General features: G+C 47.7%; 13 protein-coding genes. 8 read left to right on the top strand and 5 right to left on the bottom strand.

Features of this window, described 5'->3' with window-relative positions; all coding sequences use genetic code 11:
• Positions 1–113 precede the first annotated feature (113 nt).
• Positions 114–536, bottom strand: coding sequence for a hypothetical protein (locus J7K63_06490; protein MCD6234666.1), 423 nt, complete (start codon positions 534–536; stop codon positions 114–116).
• Positions 537–707: 171 nt separating this feature from the next.
• On the opposite strand from J7K63_06490, the gene J7K63_06485 reads away from it, so the two are divergent.
• The 4 genes from J7K63_06485 to J7K63_06470 all read left to right on the top strand — a co-directional run bounded on the left by J7K63_06485 (position 708) and on the right by J7K63_06470 (position 6,481).
• Entirely contained in the window at positions 708–2,039 is a 1,332-nt protein-coding gene (locus tag J7K63_06485) for a replication-associated recombination protein A (protein MCD6234665.1), read from the top strand.
• Between the two features lie 88 nt (positions 2,040–2,127).
• On the top strand, positions 2,128–5,547 hold the full coding sequence (lptC, locus tag J7K63_06480) for an LPS export ABC transporter periplasmic protein LptC (protein ID MCD6234664.1): 3,420 nt from the start codon (positions 2,128–2,130) through the stop codon (positions 5,545–5,547).
• Positions 5,548–5,624: 77 nt separating this feature from the next.
• The gene (locus J7K63_06475; GenBank protein MCD6234663.1) at positions 5,625–5,804 is read left to right on the top strand and encodes a hypothetical protein; all 180 of its coding nucleotides are present in this window, start codon (positions 5,625–5,627) and stop codon (positions 5,802–5,804) included.
• On the top strand, positions 5,801–6,481 hold the full coding sequence (locus tag J7K63_06470; GenBank protein ID MCD6234662.1) for a hypothetical protein: 681 nt from the start codon (positions 5,801–5,803) through the stop codon (positions 6,479–6,481). The genes J7K63_06475 and J7K63_06470 overlap by 4 nt, the downstream gene beginning before the upstream one ends.
• Here the strand turns inward: J7K63_06470 and J7K63_06465 are convergent.
• Together J7K63_06465 and J7K63_06460 are read right to left on the bottom strand one after the other, a co-directional pair.
• Positions 6,478–8,529, bottom strand: coding sequence for a PBP1A family penicillin-binding protein (locus J7K63_06465; GenBank protein MCD6234661.1), 2,052 nt, complete (start codon positions 8,527–8,529; stop codon positions 6,478–6,480). The genes J7K63_06470 and J7K63_06465 overlap by 4 nt on opposite strands.
• Before the next feature lie 84 nt (positions 8,530–8,613).
• Positions 8,614–10,587 carry an ATP-dependent DNA helicase RecQ gene (locus tag J7K63_06460; protein MCD6234660.1) on the bottom strand — a complete coding sequence of 658 codons (1,974 nt, stop codon included), beginning with the start codon at positions 10,585–10,587 and terminating at the stop codon, positions 8,614–8,616.
• Positions 10,588–10,756: 169 nt separating this feature from the next.
• Between J7K63_06460 and J7K63_06455 the strand changes: the two genes are divergently transcribed.
• The 3 genes from J7K63_06455 to J7K63_06445 are packed head-to-tail and all read left to right on the top strand — an operon-like array spanning position 10,757 to position 14,600.
• Positions 10,757–11,869: a hypothetical protein gene (locus J7K63_06455; GenBank protein MCD6234659.1), complete on the top strand. Its 1,113-nt coding sequence runs from the start codon at positions 10,757–10,759 to the stop codon at positions 11,867–11,869.
• Positions 11,866–13,149, top strand: a complete 1,284-nt coding sequence (locus J7K63_06450) for a hypothetical protein (protein ID MCD6234658.1) — start codon at positions 11,866–11,868, stop codon at positions 13,147–13,149. The genes J7K63_06455 and J7K63_06450 overlap by 4 nt, the downstream gene beginning before the upstream one ends.
• On the top strand, positions 13,146–14,600 hold the full coding sequence (locus tag J7K63_06445) for an HD domain-containing protein (protein ID MCD6234657.1): 1,455 nt from the start codon (positions 13,146–13,148) through the stop codon (positions 14,598–14,600). The genes J7K63_06450 and J7K63_06445 overlap by 4 nt, the downstream gene beginning before the upstream one ends.
• On the opposite strand, the gene J7K63_06440 is transcribed toward J7K63_06445, so the two are convergent.
• Positions 14,597–16,387: a Na+:solute symporter gene (locus tag J7K63_06440; protein MCD6234656.1), complete on the bottom strand. Its 1,791-nt coding sequence runs from the start codon at positions 16,385–16,387 to the stop codon at positions 14,597–14,599. The two genes, J7K63_06445 and J7K63_06440, sit on opposite strands and share 4 nt — an antisense overlap.
• A 53-nt stretch (positions 16,388–16,440) precedes the next feature.
• Positions 16,441–17,259 (bottom strand): SDR family NAD(P)-dependent oxidoreductase, encoded by an 819-nt coding sequence (locus tag J7K63_06435; protein MCD6234655.1) that lies wholly within the window; start codon positions 17,257–17,259, stop codon positions 16,441–16,443.
• Between the two features lie 62 nt (positions 17,260–17,321).
• Between J7K63_06435 and J7K63_06430 the strand changes: the two genes are divergently transcribed.
• Positions 17,322–18,287: a D-cysteine desulfhydrase family protein gene (locus J7K63_06430; GenBank protein ID MCD6234654.1), complete on the top strand. Its 966-nt coding sequence runs from the start codon at positions 17,322–17,324 to the stop codon at positions 18,285–18,287.
• Positions 18,288–18,307 lie beyond the last annotated feature (20 nt).

Here is an 18,307-nt window from a genome sequence, read left to right as displayed (position 1 = left end):
GATTTTTTACAGATGACACGTATTTCTCCCTAACAGGAGAATACGACAATTTGGCATAAATTTATACTCTTATAGAAAAAGATACACGGGAATTATGAGAAAAACGAAAATAATTACTGAAACATCGCCTTAATACTGCCCCAAGTATGCTGGAGAGACGACACAACCATCACGACCTGAACAGACTGATCGGAATAGGCAATGCTTTTATCCCGGAAGACTATTTTCAGCCGGTAATTATACACCATATTGGCTGATTTTCCCAGGATCTTTTCATCAATATAAATATAAGCCCAACCATTTCCGTGCGGCTCAATTTTTGCCAGATCATAATAGGAATCGTTACTGTTCATGCTGCGCTGGATGACAAAATAATCCACATTATCTTCGTGTTTCGTTTGCCATTCCACAACGATTTTGCCGTTTTGCACATAAGCATCAAAATTCCCGATGCCATCCCATGCAAAAGCAGCACTCCAGGCCATTAGCAGGATGACTGCCATTCTTGGGATATATTTCAGATGAAGTTTTTTCATATCAACGATACAATATAAGTGAGTCCCAAAAAGAAAACAAGCATTATTCACAGGGGGTGTGTCAACCGTCATATTCGTACCTTCTCCCGGCAATGTAAACGGTCCGGCGGGTTATCCGAATCCATGATTTAATCATGTCCTGAGAAGCGGAATCATTGTAATTTTAACATTATGGCCGAAGAGACACTTTTTTCACAAAATGAGCGTGTGCTGCCTCCTTTAGCCGTCCGGATGCGCCCTACCCGTTTCACTGATTTGGTGGGACAAACCCACCTCACAGGCGAGGGAAAAATCCTGAGCAGGCTTTTCAGGAACCGGGAGATTATTCCCTTGATTTTATGGGGGCCTCCGGGAACGGGAAAAACCACCCTGGCCCGGCTGATGGCAGGTCTTGCCGGGGCGGAGTTCCACGAGATCAGTGCTGTAACCGCCGGTGTCAAAGATGTCCGGAACCTGATCAGGACGGGGGAAAACAACATGAACATGGGAAAAAAAACGGTCCTGTTCATCGATGAAATCCACCGTTTCAATAAAGCCCAGCAGGACGCCCTGCTTCATGCCGTTGAAAACGGGAGTCTGGTACTTATCGGCGCCACGACGGAAAATCCCTCTTTTGAAGTCATTTCGCCCCTGCTTTCCCGCATGAAGGTTCTCAAGTTGCAGCCCCTCTCTCCTGAAGAACTGGAAACGCTTTTTAACCGGGCCGTGACTTCAGATATCATCCTTTCGAAATACACCCTTGACCTGAACCGTGAAGACCGGGATTTTCTTCTGCGCACTGCCGGTGGTGATGCCCGGAAAATGCTGAATACCCTGGAGCTCTGTTTTAAAATGACTCTTTCCCGGCAAAGCGGGGCAAAAAATCTTTCAATTTCCCGGGATGATATCGAGAACGCCCTTCAGGAAAAAAACCTGTTGTACGATAAAACCGGAGATTATCATTACGATACAATATCCGCCTTTATTAAAAGTGTCAGGGGCAGTGATCCCGATGCGGCGGTCTACTGGCTGGCTGTGATGCTTGAAGGCGGTGAAGATCCCCTTTATGTTGCCCGGCGCCTTATCATTCTGGCTTCGGAGGATATCGGCAATTCAGAACCTCTGGGACTCACCATGGCTGTCAGCGGTTTTCAGGCAGTTCATGCCATCGGTATGCCGGAAGCCTCCATCATCCTGGCCCAGGTGACTACTTTTCTGGCCTCTGCCCCCAAAAGCAATGCCGCCTACCTGAGCATCAAAAAATCACAGGATTTCATCCGGGAAACCGGCTTTCAGAATGTCCCCCTGCATTTGCGCAATGCCCCCACATCCCTCATGAAAGAGATGGATTATTCCAAAAATTATAAATATCCCCACGATACCGGCGGCTTTACCAGACAAAATTACCTTCCGGAACAGCATGCCGGACTGCCGGTATATAACCCAACGGAAAACGGATATGAGAAATATATCCGGCAACGACTGAAACATTTGTGGCCCGACCGTTTTGATTCTGAAAAGTAAAAAGTGTTTATATATAACCCTTAGCGGGCTCTTATTCAACCTGATTTTGGGATTTTATCACCCTTTGTCCGGAGCGGTGGAACCCCTGGTGCTGAAACATGCGGAAGAACTGCATCATGTAAAGCAGGATGGTGAGACATATCTCCATTTGGAACAGAATGTGCAGTTTCAAAAAGGGGCCATCCAAATCACCTGTGATAATGCCCTGCACTATCCCGAAAAAAACCTGCTGATTCTCAGCGGAAATGTTACAGTCTGGGATACCATTTCACGGGTGACAAGCCAGAGAATCGAATTTCACACCGACACAGACCGGTTGTTTTCCCCGGAACGCAGCTACATCCGCTATAAAGAACGCATTCTGGAAGGGGATACGGTAAAGGCCGATCTCCAGACAAATCGCTATACAGGCCACGGCAATATCTTTATCCGGGATACGCTGATTCAATCCGCCAGCGATTCGGTTTTCTATGACTACACAGCCCGGATCATTCACTACTACAAAAATGCCGTTGTAACCGATTCCACCGGAAATATGCTGCTGACCGGTGATTATATCCGGTATGATGTGGAAAAGAATAATATGTTCAGCAATGCCGATCCCGTCTTTATCCGAAACGATGACAAGGGAAACGGGCGGTTACTGGTATATGCCGATCTTCTGGCCGGTAACACGAAAAGCCGTATATTTGAAGGGCAGGGAAACATCCGGGTACTCAGGGATTCCCTGAAAATTTACAGCGATTCCCTGAACTTTTCCGATGCTGATGGACTGGCGGTTTTCAGGGGCAATCCCCGGGTTTTTTACGGGGAAAACCGCCTTGGCGGGGACCGGCTGAAATTTTCCTTTAAGGGAGATACCCTGCACTATCTGAATGTTTCAGGACACGCCGTGATGGAAACAGACCGGAGGGGAATTTTTAAAAAAGAGGATTCAGACAGCTCCGTTGTCTTTACAAGCACTCTCACAGGGCGGGACCTGTGGATCTGGTTCAACGCATTGAACAAAGTGGATTCCCTGGAAATGAAAGGGATGGCCGAATCAGATTATCATGTATTCAGGGATTCCCTGTTTCAGGGACTCAATCATGCCAGCGGTGATACGGTACGCATGTTGTTTCGTAATGATTCGCTGGAACTCATCCGGGTCATCCGGGATGTATCGGGGATTTTCTATCCCCATCCTACAGAAGCGGGCATGGATACAAATCTGGTATACAAAGCAGACAGGATTCATTACCACATGATGGCCGACATGACCGATTTGATTCACCATGCCACACTGGATTACGGAAACATGCATCTCAAGGCGGACACCATTCGGGTGGACTGGAATGCGGATATCCTTTATGCCCTGCCGCAGAAAACCGACACAGGGCTTGTCAGTATTCCCGAATTCATTCAAGGTTCGGCAGATCCCATGTACGGGGAGGCCTTATTCTATAATTTCCGGACCCGTCGGGGGAGAGCTAAGTACGGCTCTACAACCCTGGAAGATGGTTTCTATACGGGACGGCAAATCCAGAAACGGGAGGATAAACCATTTTATGTGGACTATGCCCGTTACACAACCTGCGACCTGAAGGAAGATCCCCATTACTGGATTGAATCCCGACGCATGAAACTGATTCCCGATAAAATGGTTATCGCCAAACCCCTGGTTCTCCGGATCATGAATATTCCTGTATTTTACCTTCCCTTTGGGATCTATCCCGATCAAAAGGGCCGGCGCCACAGCGGCTGGTTTATGCCTACCTTCGGGACATCCAACGTATCGGGATGGTATTTGAAAGGCGCCGGTTATTACTGGGCCCCCAATGATTACATGGATACAAAAATTCAGCTTGATTTCTTCGATTTGCAGGGAATCAAAATGAATAATACAACCCGCTATGCACTGAGATACAAACTGAACGGACAAATCCGAACCAGCTATAACAACAATTTTCTGGCAGACCGTCCCCAGATCCGGTACGATATCGCCCTGAATCACCGGCAGACCATCGGTCGGTCCTCCAGACTCAATATCTCCGGCTCCTATACCAATGACCGATCCTATTATCAGCAGACCGGAATTGAACTGGATGAGCGGTTGAAACAGAAACTCATTTCAAACGCCACCTATTCCACACGGATCGGAGATATGGGGCTTACAGTGAACGCTTCGCGGACGGAAGATCTTATCACAGGGAATGTCCACGCTTCCGTACCCCAGATTTCTCTCTCTAAAAGCACCGGTCAGGTTTTTAAAAAGTCGAAGGCAAGCGATCCGCAACGCTGGTATCACACTCTCACCTATAATTACTCGACAAATTTTCAAAACCGGTATACCCATACTCTGCAAAATGATTCCACCTTTCTGGATAACCAGCGAAGCAGAATGATCCACCAGGGAAACATTTCATTGAATCATAAATTCTTCAACTGGCTGACAACCTCTCCAGGGCTTAACATTCAGGAAGGATGGGTTTTTAAATATAAATCACCCCTGCTTTCAGACAACGGCCAGGCAGTTCTGGACAGCACAGGCCAAATGATCCTCTTGGATCAAAAGGCATTTAAGCGCCGAGCAGTCTATTCTGCAAATCTTCGTTTCTCCTCCAAATTCTACGGAATTTTCTATTTCCGGGCCGGTTGCTTCCAGGCCCTCAGACATGTAATCAGTCCTTCAGTGAGCTTTGTCTATACCCCGGATATTTCCAACAACCCGAATTACGTCTTCCGAGGTACCGATACCAATGGCAATCCGGTATCCTATGATTATTTTTCTTCAACCCTGCTGGGCAAAACACCCTCAAGAGACTCCCGAACCATGAGCTGGTCTGTAGGCAATCAGTTTTCAGCAAAATTTTCTGACAAAAAAGATCCGGAAAAATTTAAAAAATATGATTTTCTGACTTTGAATTTGAACGGCAATTATGATTTCAATGCCGACTCCCTAAAATGGAGTCCTGTAAGTATTTCATATCGTGCATCCCGCTTGCCGGGGAATCTGCAGTTCAGCGGAAACATCCGCCTGGATCCTTATCAGTATGACACCGTGAGTCATCGGCGAATCAATAATTATGAAACCATCCCCAGGCTGACCCATTTCAGCTTTGATACAGGCTTCCGGTTCAGGGAAAAGAGCAATCGGGACTCAACAGGTACCCGACATGACGAAAGCATCTCAGACTGGCAGGCCCGGGTGAGTATCCGGTATAACTACGCGGCAACAAACCCGGATAAAAGCAGTAAAAATCTCACCTTAAACACCATTTTTTCAGCCAATCTCAGCCCAAACTGGTCTTTAGATTATTCTCTGAACATCAACATCATCAATCAGAAAATCACCTATCAGTACATCTCGTTAAAGCGGGATCTTCACTGTTGGGAAATGAGCCTGAACTGGACTCCCACATCATCGGTAAAGAGTTTTTATCTTCGTATCAATGTAAAATCATCGGTTTTAAGTGATGCTTTGAAACTGGAAAAAAGGGAAGGCCGGCAGGCCAATGTCTGGAGATAAATCAATTGTAATCCGACCGTACCACCCTGACCGGGATTTTTTCCATATTCGGAGGATATGGAAAAAGGGCAGGCCGGATGGAATATGAAAACAAAGACGCCATGGAACTTTTCCCGGGAGAATCAAGAACCACCGTAAACGAAGTAAACAGACAAGCGGGACACCCGTCTGACTTACCGTTGAAGATGCTGAATACATTCACGAAAACCGGCGGCGTCACCTGCCGGCACCTCATTTTAACCGGGAGTTTTAAATGATTTCCAAACCGGTCTTAACCGTCCCCTTCAAACGTATAAACAACCCGGCCCATCTGCTGGATTCCCTGAACTGGAAAAATACATCACCGGTAACACTCCGGGAGATCCGCCCCGAAAGTGGTGAACATACCCCACATGTGGAAGTCCGCCTTTTCAGAGACAACCAGGCATTCTACGGAAAATTCTCCGTAGACGACCGATATGTCCGGTGTATTCAGGAAGGCTACCAGGCCAAAGTAAGCAAGGATAGTTGCGTAGAATTTTTTCTGAAACCGGCCGGTTCCACAGGGTATTTTAATTTTGAATTCAATTGCGGCGGGAATTTGCTCTGTTATTATATCCGAAACCCTCAAAAGAAAAACGGCAAACGCTTAGATTATGATATTCTCTCACCGGAAGAACTGGACATGGTACGCCGGCAGAGTACTCTCCCCTCCAGCGTTCCCGAAGAAATCACGTCACCTCTCTTTTGGGAACTGGCTTTTGCCATTCCCTATGATCTGATTAAACGGTTTACCCCTTTAACTAACGATACATTCAGTGAAATCTGGAAGGCAAATTTTTATAAATGCGGGGACGAAACATCCCATCCCCATTGGATCAGTTGGACTTCTTTACCGGAGAAAAACTTTCACAGACCTGATGCATTTGGGTTCCTGCGATTCAGAAACCCTTAGAAATCCACGCCCTGATTTGAGCGGGAGCTGTTTTTCCCATGGACTGTACACCGTGTTTTAGGCGCATACCGGACATTGAAAATTTCAGTTGTCGTAGGACAATATTCAGTCGGGAGTTTTTTTGTTTCGGAACAAATTTCAATGGATCGGACACCGGGTGGCATGTCAAAATCTTTCACAGGCAGTTCCAGTTCATCATAGACATGTTTCATAAAAGTTGCCCATATAGGCAGAGCGGCCACCGATCCTGCCTGACCTTCACCCAAAGAGACCCGGGGATCGTCCACTCCGACCCAGGTCCCGGCGCATAGATTTTTTGTAAACCCTACAAAAAGGGCATCGGTAAAATTCTGAGTCGTACCGGTTTTCCCGCCGGCCGGCACATTAAAATGATATTTCCATCGAATGCTTCCACCCGTGCCAGCATCCACAACTGTGCGCAGCATATCAGTCATGATATAAGCCGTCTCCCGGCTCAGGACTTCCCGGGTATCCCGGGGGCTACGGTAGACTTCATGCCCGTTTCTATCCAGAACCTGCGTAATGGCAAACGGTTTATTCCACACTCCCTGATTCGGAAAAATGGCATAGGCAGCCACCAGCTCGGATAAGCGCGTGGGTGATGTCCCCAGAGAAATGGACTCGACAGCATCTATGCGGGTCGTGAGTCCCATTTTCCGTGCATAATCCCGGACAACAGCCGGTGTCACCTTTTGAGCCCAGCGAATTGAAACAAGGTTTGTAGACCATTGGATTCCCTCCCTCATCGTCACGAGTCCGCCGGTTTTACCATTATAGTTGGTAGGGGTCCACCGGGTCCCGTTTGCTTCAATGATCACAACCGGCTGATTTAATACCTGATCGCAGGGTGAAAAACCATTGTCCACGGCAGCCGTATAGACAAAGGGTTTAAAAATGGAACCGGGCTGACGTTCGGCCTGGACGGCCCGGTTGAACTTGCTTTCTTCAAAATCCCGGCCGCCGATCATGGCCAATATGGCTCCGTTCTCAGGATTGATGGCAAAAAAACTCCCCTGAACAGCACGTTGGCGTTTAGGAAGCAGCTGAAACAGAGAATCATTGGACAGATGGGCCACACTGTCCGCCTGAACGCCCAGCAGGTTGATCATTTCCTCACGGTTTGCCAAAAGTCGGCGGTCCAGTTTCTTCTGCTGATAACGCAAATGGTTCTGAAGAGCTTCTTCGGCAATCATCTGCATCCGGCTGTCCAACGTTGTATAAATTTCCAGTCCGTCCCGGTAAATGTTGATGTTGTAGCGGTCTGCCAAATCCGAAATTTCCCGCCGGACATATTCGGTAAAATAGGGGGCAATGCCCGGGGATTCGCGCCGGGGCGCCACTGAAGTATTCTGATTCAGGGCATTGGCATAATCCCATTTGCTGATTTTACCGGTCACAACCATATTCCGGAGGACCAGATTCCGCCGTTGAATGGCCACATCGGGATAAAGGATAGGCGTAAAACGGGCCGGTGCCGGCAGCAGTCCAATCAACATGGCCCCTTCATCCAGATTTAAATTCTGTACATCCTTGTTAAAATAAAGCTTAGCTGCTGCCTGAATTCCGTAAGTTCCGTGACCAAAATGGACTGAATTCAGGTACATTTCCAAAATTTCATCCTTGGTATAGGTCTGTTCAATATTGATAGCAATGATCAATTCTTTCAACTTACGGATATATGTCCGCTCAAGGTTCAGATGAAGTGTTCTTGCAAGCTGCTGAGTGATGGTGGATGCACCACCGTATCCGACGAGAAAGGCTTTTACAGTCCGTTTGACATTCATCCCCCAGTGATCATAAAAGTCCCGGTCCTCCGTCGCCAACAGGGCATTCACGACATGGGTCGGGATTTCTTCAAGGGGAATGAGAACCCGCCGCTGTGTGTAAAATTCTTTTAGAATCGTCCCGTCTGAAGCATATACCCGGGAGATAAGCTCCGGTTCAAAGCGCTCAAGCTCTTCCAATCCCGGCAAATCCCGACTCAGATAAAAATAGCCGCCCAGAAGGAGAAAAAAGCCGAACAGCATGATCAGCAGCGAATAAATGAAGTATCGATATATTAATTTCTTCCTTGATATTTTCTTCATAAACAAATATACCTGAATTCCGATTTAATCCCAACGGTTTGAATAAACTTTTGTTCCTTGCACACCCTCCTTTTCAAGATAGAGTTCCTGACAATCCGGTGATATCCCGTGTTGGGTCAAAAGTTTTAAAAGATGTCTCTTTCGCGGGGGCAAATTTCCCGTATCCGCTTCCCATATACGCAACACGCGTTCAATAATTGATTCATGAAAAGGGAATAAAATGGTCCGTATTTCATCTCCGGATGAGATCTCCGAAAGAATTTTCCGGTAACGTTTCCTGCCAATACCCCGAAAAAACCACCGGGGAAGAATTTCTGACCATGCCTCAAGCCGTTGACCTCCCGTGCGTTGGATAACTTTTTTCGCCTTGATAACCAAGCCGGGAAAGTGTTTTAAAGTCAGGTCTTCCATGCGGTGTGGGAGTTCTTTTCGGCATTTATCAGTTGTTTTCCAAAGGCCCGGGACAATTTCCCGCACCAGGCCGTTTTGCTCGCCATGCTTCAGTATGCAGCGAATAAGAGAGCGGTGTTTGAAACGATGGCCGTTAAAATAAAACCGATGATTGCCAAACCGGGTGTACAGCTGAAGTGTCATATTCATTTCATCATTTAATTCATTTTTTACCGTCAGATAATCCGTTTTCAGATCTTCCGGCATCCATGACAGGCACACATCACAGCCTCCGCAATTTTTCAGGGAAGATGCTTCATCAAAATAATCCAGGATGGCTTTTCTTCGACAGCGGTTTTCTAATACATATCCCATCATCTTCTCAAATTTTCCCATCTGAAGAGATGCATAAGATTTCAGTTTCATCAGATCCCGGCGGATACGGTCTGGATCTTTTTCTTCATTGTACAGGGTTTCAGACAGATACCGCTTCACATATTCCGGAAGGTCTTCCGGGATTTGGCCATCCTTCACGGAATCCTCAAGCATTTGCGGATCCCAGGTGTGGCCAGACAGAAAGAATTCCTGAATATCCCTGTCTTCCGGTGCATATAAAAGGATACAGAAGGAATCCTGGCGGTCCCGCCCGGCCCGGCCGGCTTCCTGATAGTAATTTTCCAGATTCCCCGGTATTTGGTAGTGTATCACAAAACGGACATCCCCTTTGTCTATCCCCATGCCGAAAGCATTTGTGGCAACAATCAGGGGAATACGCCCTGAAATCCAGTCTGCCTGGGATCTTTTTCGAATTTCGGGAGAAAGACCTGCATGATACATACAGGATCTGGCTCCCCACATTCTGAGAATGCCGTATATCTGTTCCACATCTTTCCGGGTTGAACAGTAAACAGCACCGGCACCTTTCATTCCCTTTAAAATTTCTTTTAGCGCATAGAGTTTGGTTAGGGAATTTTTAAAAGAATACGCCATATATTTCAAATTGGGACGGTCAAAGGTCGCTTTCAAAACCAGGGCGGTATTCCATCCCAGAGACCTCTTCATATCCTCAAGAGTCTCCCGTGTGGCAGTCCCGGTGAATGCCGCTTTATAAGGGACGGCATAGCGTTGTATAAAAGGACCGATTTTCATGTAGGCCGGTCTGAAATCATGTCCCCACTGAGAAATGCAATGGGCTTCATCAATAGCAATAAAGAAAGGCGGACAGCTTTCAAGAGCCCGGTTCAGGGATTCGGACGTCAGGCGTTCCGGCGCAATAAAAAGGATTTGATAATCTCCCCGGGCAAGGCGGCACAAACGGGTCCTTTTCTCACGCTCATCCAGAACCGATGAAATATAAGTTCCGGCAATTCCCAGCTCCTGCACCCGTTTTACCTGATCCTCCATTAAGGCAACCAACGGCGTGATTACCAGGGTCAGCCCCCCCGTCAGCAAGGCAGGCAACTGGAAACAGAGGGATTTCCCCCCGCCTGTTGCCAGCACGGCAATCACATTTTTTCTTTCCAGAATACCTTCAATTATTTCCCGCTGAAGAGGTCTGAAGCCTGGAAGATGAAAACGCTCCTTCAGCGTTTTTTCCAGAATATCCATGCATGTAAATTAAAAATCCGGCCCAACAAATAAAAATTTATTCATTCTTTTCTATATTGCATGTTTTGAATATTCACATTGCAGGCCAGTAAGCAGTTAGATAAATTTATTTATGGGAACGCCTTTCATCTTATTTGTGACCTTTCTCCTGATGTTTCTCTTCCTCAGAGTGTTTTGTGTCCGTACAGAAGCAACCCGGGAAATCTTTCGGGAACTTGTCATTATATCCATTCCGTTTATGGCGGGTGTTTATGTGGGCGTTTCTGGACTGGATCTGATGACGGACGCATTGGCGGTTCAAACCCTGCCTCTTTTGGAATTCAGTCTGGGTTTTCAGGGATTATACTGGGGATTGTTTTTCGGATTCAGGGATATTCGATATTTCGATGTGAATGTGAAACGTTTTTCAGCACTTCACTCTTTTTTCATGTTCACCGTGATGCTGGCCGCTTCTTATGTGCTTCTTTACCTGGCTCATTTTCCGGCCTGGGAAATTCTCATCGGCGGTATATATCTTTCCCTTGCCCTGACCCAGATTTCTTCGGCATCCCTGTTGTTTTTAAAGAAATTCCGAAAACATTCATCTTCATTTGCGTTTATATTCAAAACCGTAGCGGGTTTAAGCGGTTTGTTTACCATAATCCTTTTTGGGATTCTTTCACCTATGGGGATCAGCACCTCCATGCCCCACTTTGTACTGAATCTTCTGATTCAGGTTCTGCTCGCCCTGTTTACCGGACGCCTGGTGTATATGGGAATCCGGCGGATCAGTCAGGGCGAAGGAATGCTGATCTGGCTCCTGAGCCTGTTGCTCATCAATTCAGGCATGTCATACTTTTTTGGTTTTAATCCCCTCCTGATGAATCTGGTTTCGGGAATGGTCATCTCATCCGGCGGATTCTGGAAACAGCAAATTCAGGACACTCTCAAACCGCTGGTCCGGCCGGTGATTTTATTCCTTCTCTTTTATACGGGATTATCTCTTAAACTTCACCCCTGGTTAACACCGGCCATTGTCCCCGGTCTGATTCTGCTCCGGTTTATCCTGAACCGCTGGTCTTTCCGGCACTTTTTTACAAAGCAGATCATGCAGGTGGAAGAGATCCGGCCCATCCTTACATCTCTTATCCCGCTGGGTGTTTTAACTCCGGCCATTGCCGTTCATCTTCATCTGATCTCCTCGTCTACTTGTGCCGGCATCATTTCAGGCGGGCTTGGACTTGCTTATATTGCCGGATATGCCCTTATGATCCTCCTGATACGGTGGGAGGTACACCGATGAGTTTTCTGATTATCCTGGTTCTCACCGGACTGACGGTCGGTTCCCAATACCTGTCCCACTATCTGAACCTGCCGACCGATCTCAATCCTTCCATCTTACTCGGTTTGATTCTCGTATCGGCCTGGGTTGTGGGGCATTCCGTAAAAAATAAAACACTACCTATGCTGACGGGTTTTGTCCTTTATGGCATGCTTGTAGGTCCGGAAGGACTGAATCTCATAACGGCTGTAGACCTTCAATCGCTTGAATTCATCCGCTTCATGGTCTTTATGATGATAGCTTTCCTTGTCGGGGGGCGTCTTGAGCTGAAGGCCCATAGCGGCTTTTCCAAAAGGATTCCCCTTCTCATGGCAACGCAGTTCGGGGCGGTTTTATCAGGAACAGTCCTTCTTTTTTTAATCCTCTCTGCCTTTTTTCATCATTTTGCCTTTTTAAAAGGCTTTCATACCTTCTTTTACATTCTGTTTACTACGCTCGTATTAGCCTCGGGATCACCGGCGGTTATTCTTTCGGTAAACCGGGAAAATGTGTCACCGGTGCGGAACAAGTCCCTCGTGCTGAATACCGTCACGTTGTCCGGCATGATCCTGATTATTCCGTTTTTGGGTCACGGGGTTTTGTTAAAAGCCATGACAGCCAAAGGCCCGGAATGGGCTTCAGCCTTCCAAACCTTTGCCATTCACCTTTTCAGTGTGATCCTTGTCTCCGGAAGCATGGGCTTACTGCTCCGCTTTTTTTTAAAACATTTCAGGGGAGAACTTGTTTTTTTTCTTGTCATTTTCATGATTGTCCTTTTCGGTGGCGGGGATCTTTACATGCCGGAACTGATCTTGTCTTTTATGGGAGCTGGAATTATCGTCCGCTATAACTCCGCTTCGGGTAAGCGTTTCATCAAAGATATCAGCCGGCATTCCCTGCCCTTTTTTGTTGTTTTTTTCACCCTGACAGCCGCAGGAATTCATTGGACATTCACTGCCTCCCTTTTATCCATGCTGGCCGTGTTGTTCATGATGCGATATGTTACCCTGCGTTTTTCCACGGAGTTATTCCTTCGGCAATGGCAGGAGGAATCTCCGTCAGCCCGGCCCCTTTCCAGGGGTTTTGTATCCCAGAGCGGTTTGACTCTCTGTTTCATTTCAATTGTTTCATCCTTTCCGGAAATATCTCATCTTCAGGAACTCTGTACTGTCCTTACACTGCTGGTTTTTCTAAATTTGCTGGTCGGCCCGCCCCTGTACCAGCGGGCTTTATATCGAATCAAACTATTCCGGGAAACATGAAAATAGATATTGACCACCTTTTGAAGGATCAGAAAGAACTCATTGACTGTTTACATCTCATCGGTGAAGAAGGCCGTCGGGCAAACCTTGAAACATACATTGTGGGGGGAATAGTCCGGGATGCCTTTTTAGATCGCCCCATCACAGATCTTGACATCGTGGTGACCGGGGACGGCCTGGATTTTGCCGACCGGGTTGCCCGGGCGCTCCACGCAGGACCAGTTGTAAAATTCCGTCAATTCGGAACCGCCATGATCCCCTTCAAGCATATTCAGATAGAAATTGCCACTGCCCGGAAAGAGACGTATTCTTCCGACTCCCGGAAACCGGATGTGGTATTTACAGATATAACGGAAGATCTCCGGCGACGGGACTTTACCATTAATGCCATGGCTGTGGATATCCGTCCCGATCATTACGGCGATTTTAAAGATCCCTTCAACGGTATTCGGGATCTGAAAGTGCAAATCATCCGGACTCCTCTTAATCCGGAAGAGACTTTTTTTGACGACCCGCTTCGAATGATGCGGGCTATCCGTTTTGCCACCCGCTTTCAATACCGGATTTCGGATGAGACCTTCGATGCCATCAAAAAAACGGTGAAGCGTATTCAGATCATCAGCATGGAGCGCATCCGGGACGAACTGATAAAAATCCTGATGGCATCCCAGCCATCCATCGGATTTATTCTCCTGGAAAATGCCGGTTTGCTTCCATTAATCCTGCCGGAAATAAGCAGGATGAAAGGGGTGGAAGAAAAAAACGGTTATGGTCATAAAGATGTTTTTTACCATACCCTCAAAGTGGTGGATAATGTATGCAAGATGACCGATAAAATGACGGTCCGCCTTGCCGCTCTTTTTCACGATGTGGGTAAACCGCCGACAAAACGATTTTTCCCCAATCAGGGGTGGACATTTCACGGCCATGAGGATGTAGGCGCGCGGATGTTTGAAACCATCGGAAGGCATTTGAAGCTGCCTATCCGACAAATCAAGGAAATCCGGAAGCTGATCCGGCTTCATCTGCGTCCTATTGCAATCGCCGGTGACGAAGTCACAGACAGTGCCGTCCGCCGCCTGCGGGTTGAAGCCGGGGATTCCATCCGGGATTTACTGACCCTGTGTCGGGCAGATATCACCTCGAAAAACCCGGAAAAGGTCCGTGAATATCAGAATAATTTTGACGAAGTGGAAAAACGGATTCAGATAGTGGAAGAGAAAGACCGGCTGAGGGCTTTTCAATCACCGGTGCGCGGTCAGGAACTGATGGATTTTTACCATATCCCCCCGGGGCCCCTTGTGGGAAAAATCAAATCTTTGATAGAAAATGCCATTCTGGACGGGGAAATCCCCAACGAATACGAAGCCGCAAAGGCCTGGCTTGTTGAAAATAAAGACACTTTGCTGGAAAAAGCCCGGAACGCCCTCTCCGAAAAAAAGGAATCTTAAGCTCCGGGAGAGTTTTTTTCCAGATGATCATACCAGACCAATTTAAGCAGACCGGTTGTTATTAAGGCCACAGCGAGCCATATCAGCATGGATCCCCAATATTTCATAACCAGATAAACGGGCACTGCCGCAAGGCTCAATTGCCATACAATACCGATACAGATGCTGATTATATCCCGCCGGAAAGAAGACGGCTCCAGGCCGGGCGCTTCGGTCAGGACTTTATTTTTTACAGGCTTCCAAAATCCCCAGGGACGCACTGTCCGGTAAAAGTCGCATAAAATCTCGTCGGGTTCTTTCGGCGTCAACAAACTCCCGGCAATAGTTCCTGCCAGTGAGAGTCCGAAAACAATGGGAAAAGTCACCAGGGGATGAAGGCCGGGAATCATCAGGGGCAGGAGAAGCGCGGCAGCCATTCCACTCACCATCCCCCAGAAAAAACCAAATCCGTTCATTCGCCACCAGTACCATTTCAACATATTCGGAGCGGCATAACCTCCCCACAGGCCGGAAACAATCCACATCATCGCTTCATTGATGGATTCGGCCATCAGGCCGAACAGAATGCCCAATAACACAAGAAAGAGTGACGCGCCGTAAGACACGAAAACCAGTTTTTTATCGGAGGCATTGGGATTGATATAGCGTTTATAGACATCATTCACCAGATAGGCGGCACCACTGTTCACCGTGCTGTCAAAGGTAGACATAAACCCGGCCAGCAGGCCGGCAAGGATCATGCCCATGAGTCCTGCCGGAAGAAAACGGCGGATGACAAAAGGTAAAACCTGTTCATAATCCACATCCGCACCCATGGCAAGCATTTCAGGAATAAAAAATTTGATGGCCATCAGGGTAATTCCTGCAATCATAATCCACCGTGGAATAAGCGAAACGGTCACCATTCCGCTCATGAGGGCGCTTTCCCTGGGATTTCGGGTCGCCAAAACGCGCTGCATATCATATCCGGGAGAAGGTCCCGCACTACTTACCAGAAAACCTTTAAACAGGAGTCCCATGATAATGATGCTGAAAAATTCCCAGCCGTCGGTCATAATTCGCTGCTGGGCCGAAGGCAGTGTTTCACTCCAGTCTATTCCCAAGCGGGTACCGAAGCGGAGAGTATCCCATCCAGGGGGAACCAGCCGGGCAATCTCTCCGGCATCAATTCGGTTCATGGCAATAACCCCCAGGGCAATGCCTGCAGCACCCAGGAGTACAAACTGAATTACATCGGTAAATACGACACTGTACATCCCGCCGGCGATCACATACACGGCCGTAATACCCATAAAAAGGATGGCATAGGTGTCCGGGCTGAAATCCCAGGGCAAAAAGGTTGCGGCAAATTTCCCGATACCCTGAAAGGCGTAGGTTAAAAATCCAATGACGGAAATGAAGGCAAAGAGAGTGACGGCCAGCCTGGCAAGCTCACCACCCCGATGACTGAAGCGGGTACCCATCCATTCCGCCCCTGTCAGAACATTACTCCGGCGAATCCAGACAGCCAGGTACACCATCATAAAAATCTGGTTAAAAATCGGCCACTGCCACTGGAGAAGGATGCCCTTCATGCCGTACACTACCATCACATAAACCACCCACATGGTTCCGGTTATATCAAACATGGAAGAGGCATTGGATACACTCAGCCAGTACCAGGGAACCCGGTTTCCGCTGAGAAAATAGTTTTTCAGGTCTTTACCCGCTTTTTTGGAAATGAAAATACCCAATAAAACAACACCTATCAGATAGATTACTATAATCCAGGCATCCAGTAAAGTCATGTCAAATCTCCTTAGGTCCGTTTCCCTGAAATCAGGGTATTTCGGGAATCCTTTTACTGCCGGATTTTAAAATCCGGGTGATTCCGGCGCTTTTCGATCCAGGTTCTCATGATTTTATATAAAATCTTCCGGGGCACAAGGCGGGAGCACGATTTCAAAAGCCGGTTGTTCCAACCGGGAACACATACCAATTTTTCCTTATTCAGGCAACGGATGGCTTTTTGGACCACCTTTTGAGCCGTCAGGGCCTTTTCCAAACCGGATTTCTTGTATACTTTGTCCGCATCCAATCCCATACGGGTATGAAAATCCGTGATAGTCATCCCCGGGCAGAGGGCCATTATTTTCAGGCCGTTCTGCCGGTACCGGATTCCAAGGGACTCGGAAAAATTAATCATAAAAGTTTTGGTCGCGGAATACATGGTATGATTGGGATAGGGGAAAAAACCGGCCAGAGACGCCACATTGATGATGATTCCATCCCCGGCGGCAAGCATGGGGGACAGGGCAGCATGGGTCAGGCGGACCGTCACATCACAATGGACCGTCAGCATGCGGCGGTGGATTGTCAGATCACTATCATGAAATCCACCATACGCGGCAAAACCTGCATTGTTTATTAATACCCGGGCATTTTTATCGTTTCGAAGGGCAGATTCAATACCGGAAACAACCGCCTCGTCCGATAGTTCTCCCAGAAAAAGACGGAATTGACTTCCGTATTTTACCTTTAACATATCGGCAAGCTCCCGTAATTGGAGTTCTCTGCGCCCCGTCAGCACCAGGTCGTATCCCTGCGAAGCAAAATGTTCCGCAAACGCGGCACCGATTCCGCTTGTGGCACCTGTAATCCAGGCAACCGGTTTCACCATCAAACCCTTCTTGTTATTTCTGCCGGAAAATACATAGATTATTCAAAAAATAAAGGGCAAATATGAGCGTCATTCAGAAGAAACTCACCGTTTTTTCAAGGGTAGAAATCAGTCTGCTGCCCACTCCTTTTCACCGGCTGGACCGGCTTTCGGATGAGACAGGCTGTGAATTGTGGATCAAGCGGGATGATCTGACCGGCTTTGGCTTCGGCGGAAATAAAACACGTAAATTCGATTTCCTGATTGCCGATGCTTTGCAAAAGGGATGTGACAGCCTTATCGGAATTGGGGCCAACCAGTCCAACTTCTGCCGCATACTCTCTGCCGCGGGAAGCCGGTACGGTTTGGATGTGTTTCTCATTCTGAGCGGGGAAAAGCCTGAGAAACCCACGGGGAATCTTCTGATTGACCATTTGCTGAATGCCACAATTTATCATGTCCCCCGGTCCCGGCGGGAAAACCGGGCGCGGGAACTTTATGACGAACTGACGGCCAGGGGAAGAAATGTTTATTTCATGCCACCGGGCGGTTCCACACCCATCGGCACTCTGGGATATGCTGCCGGCTTTGACGAAATCCTCCGGGATATAAAACAATCGGATGTCAATATCCGCCATATTATTCATGCCTCTTCGTCGGCTGGTACCCAGGCCGGATTGGTTTTGGGGCAAGCCATCAGCGGTTGGGACGGCCGGATTACGGGAATCAGTGTGGACGTCCCCGAAAAAGACCTGGCACAGAATGTTTACACCCTTGCATCACAGGCCGGCGCCCTGCTGAATGTATCCGTGGATCCCGATCTCGTCCATACTGACGGAGCATATATCGGTGAAGGATACGGAATCCCCACACCGGCATGCCGCGAAGCCATTCAACGTTTTGCTTCACGGGAAGGAATCTTTCTGGATACGGTCTATACAGGAAAAGGAGCTTCAGGACTCCTCGATTATTGCGCTAAAGGTTTGATTCCTCCCGATGAACCGGTTCTTTTCATCCATACCGGCGGCAATATCCAATTGTTTGAATAGTTCACTACAAAAAAAAGCAT

It is taken from the genome of Candidatus Neomarinimicrobiota bacterium (genome assembly GCA_021157965.1).
Classification (GTDB): Bacteria; Fidelibacterota; Fidelibacteria; order Fidelibacterales; family Fidelibacteraceae; genus Fidelibacter.
Note: the sequence above shows the minus strand (reverse complement) of the source record. Positions and strands in the feature narration are given on the sequence as shown.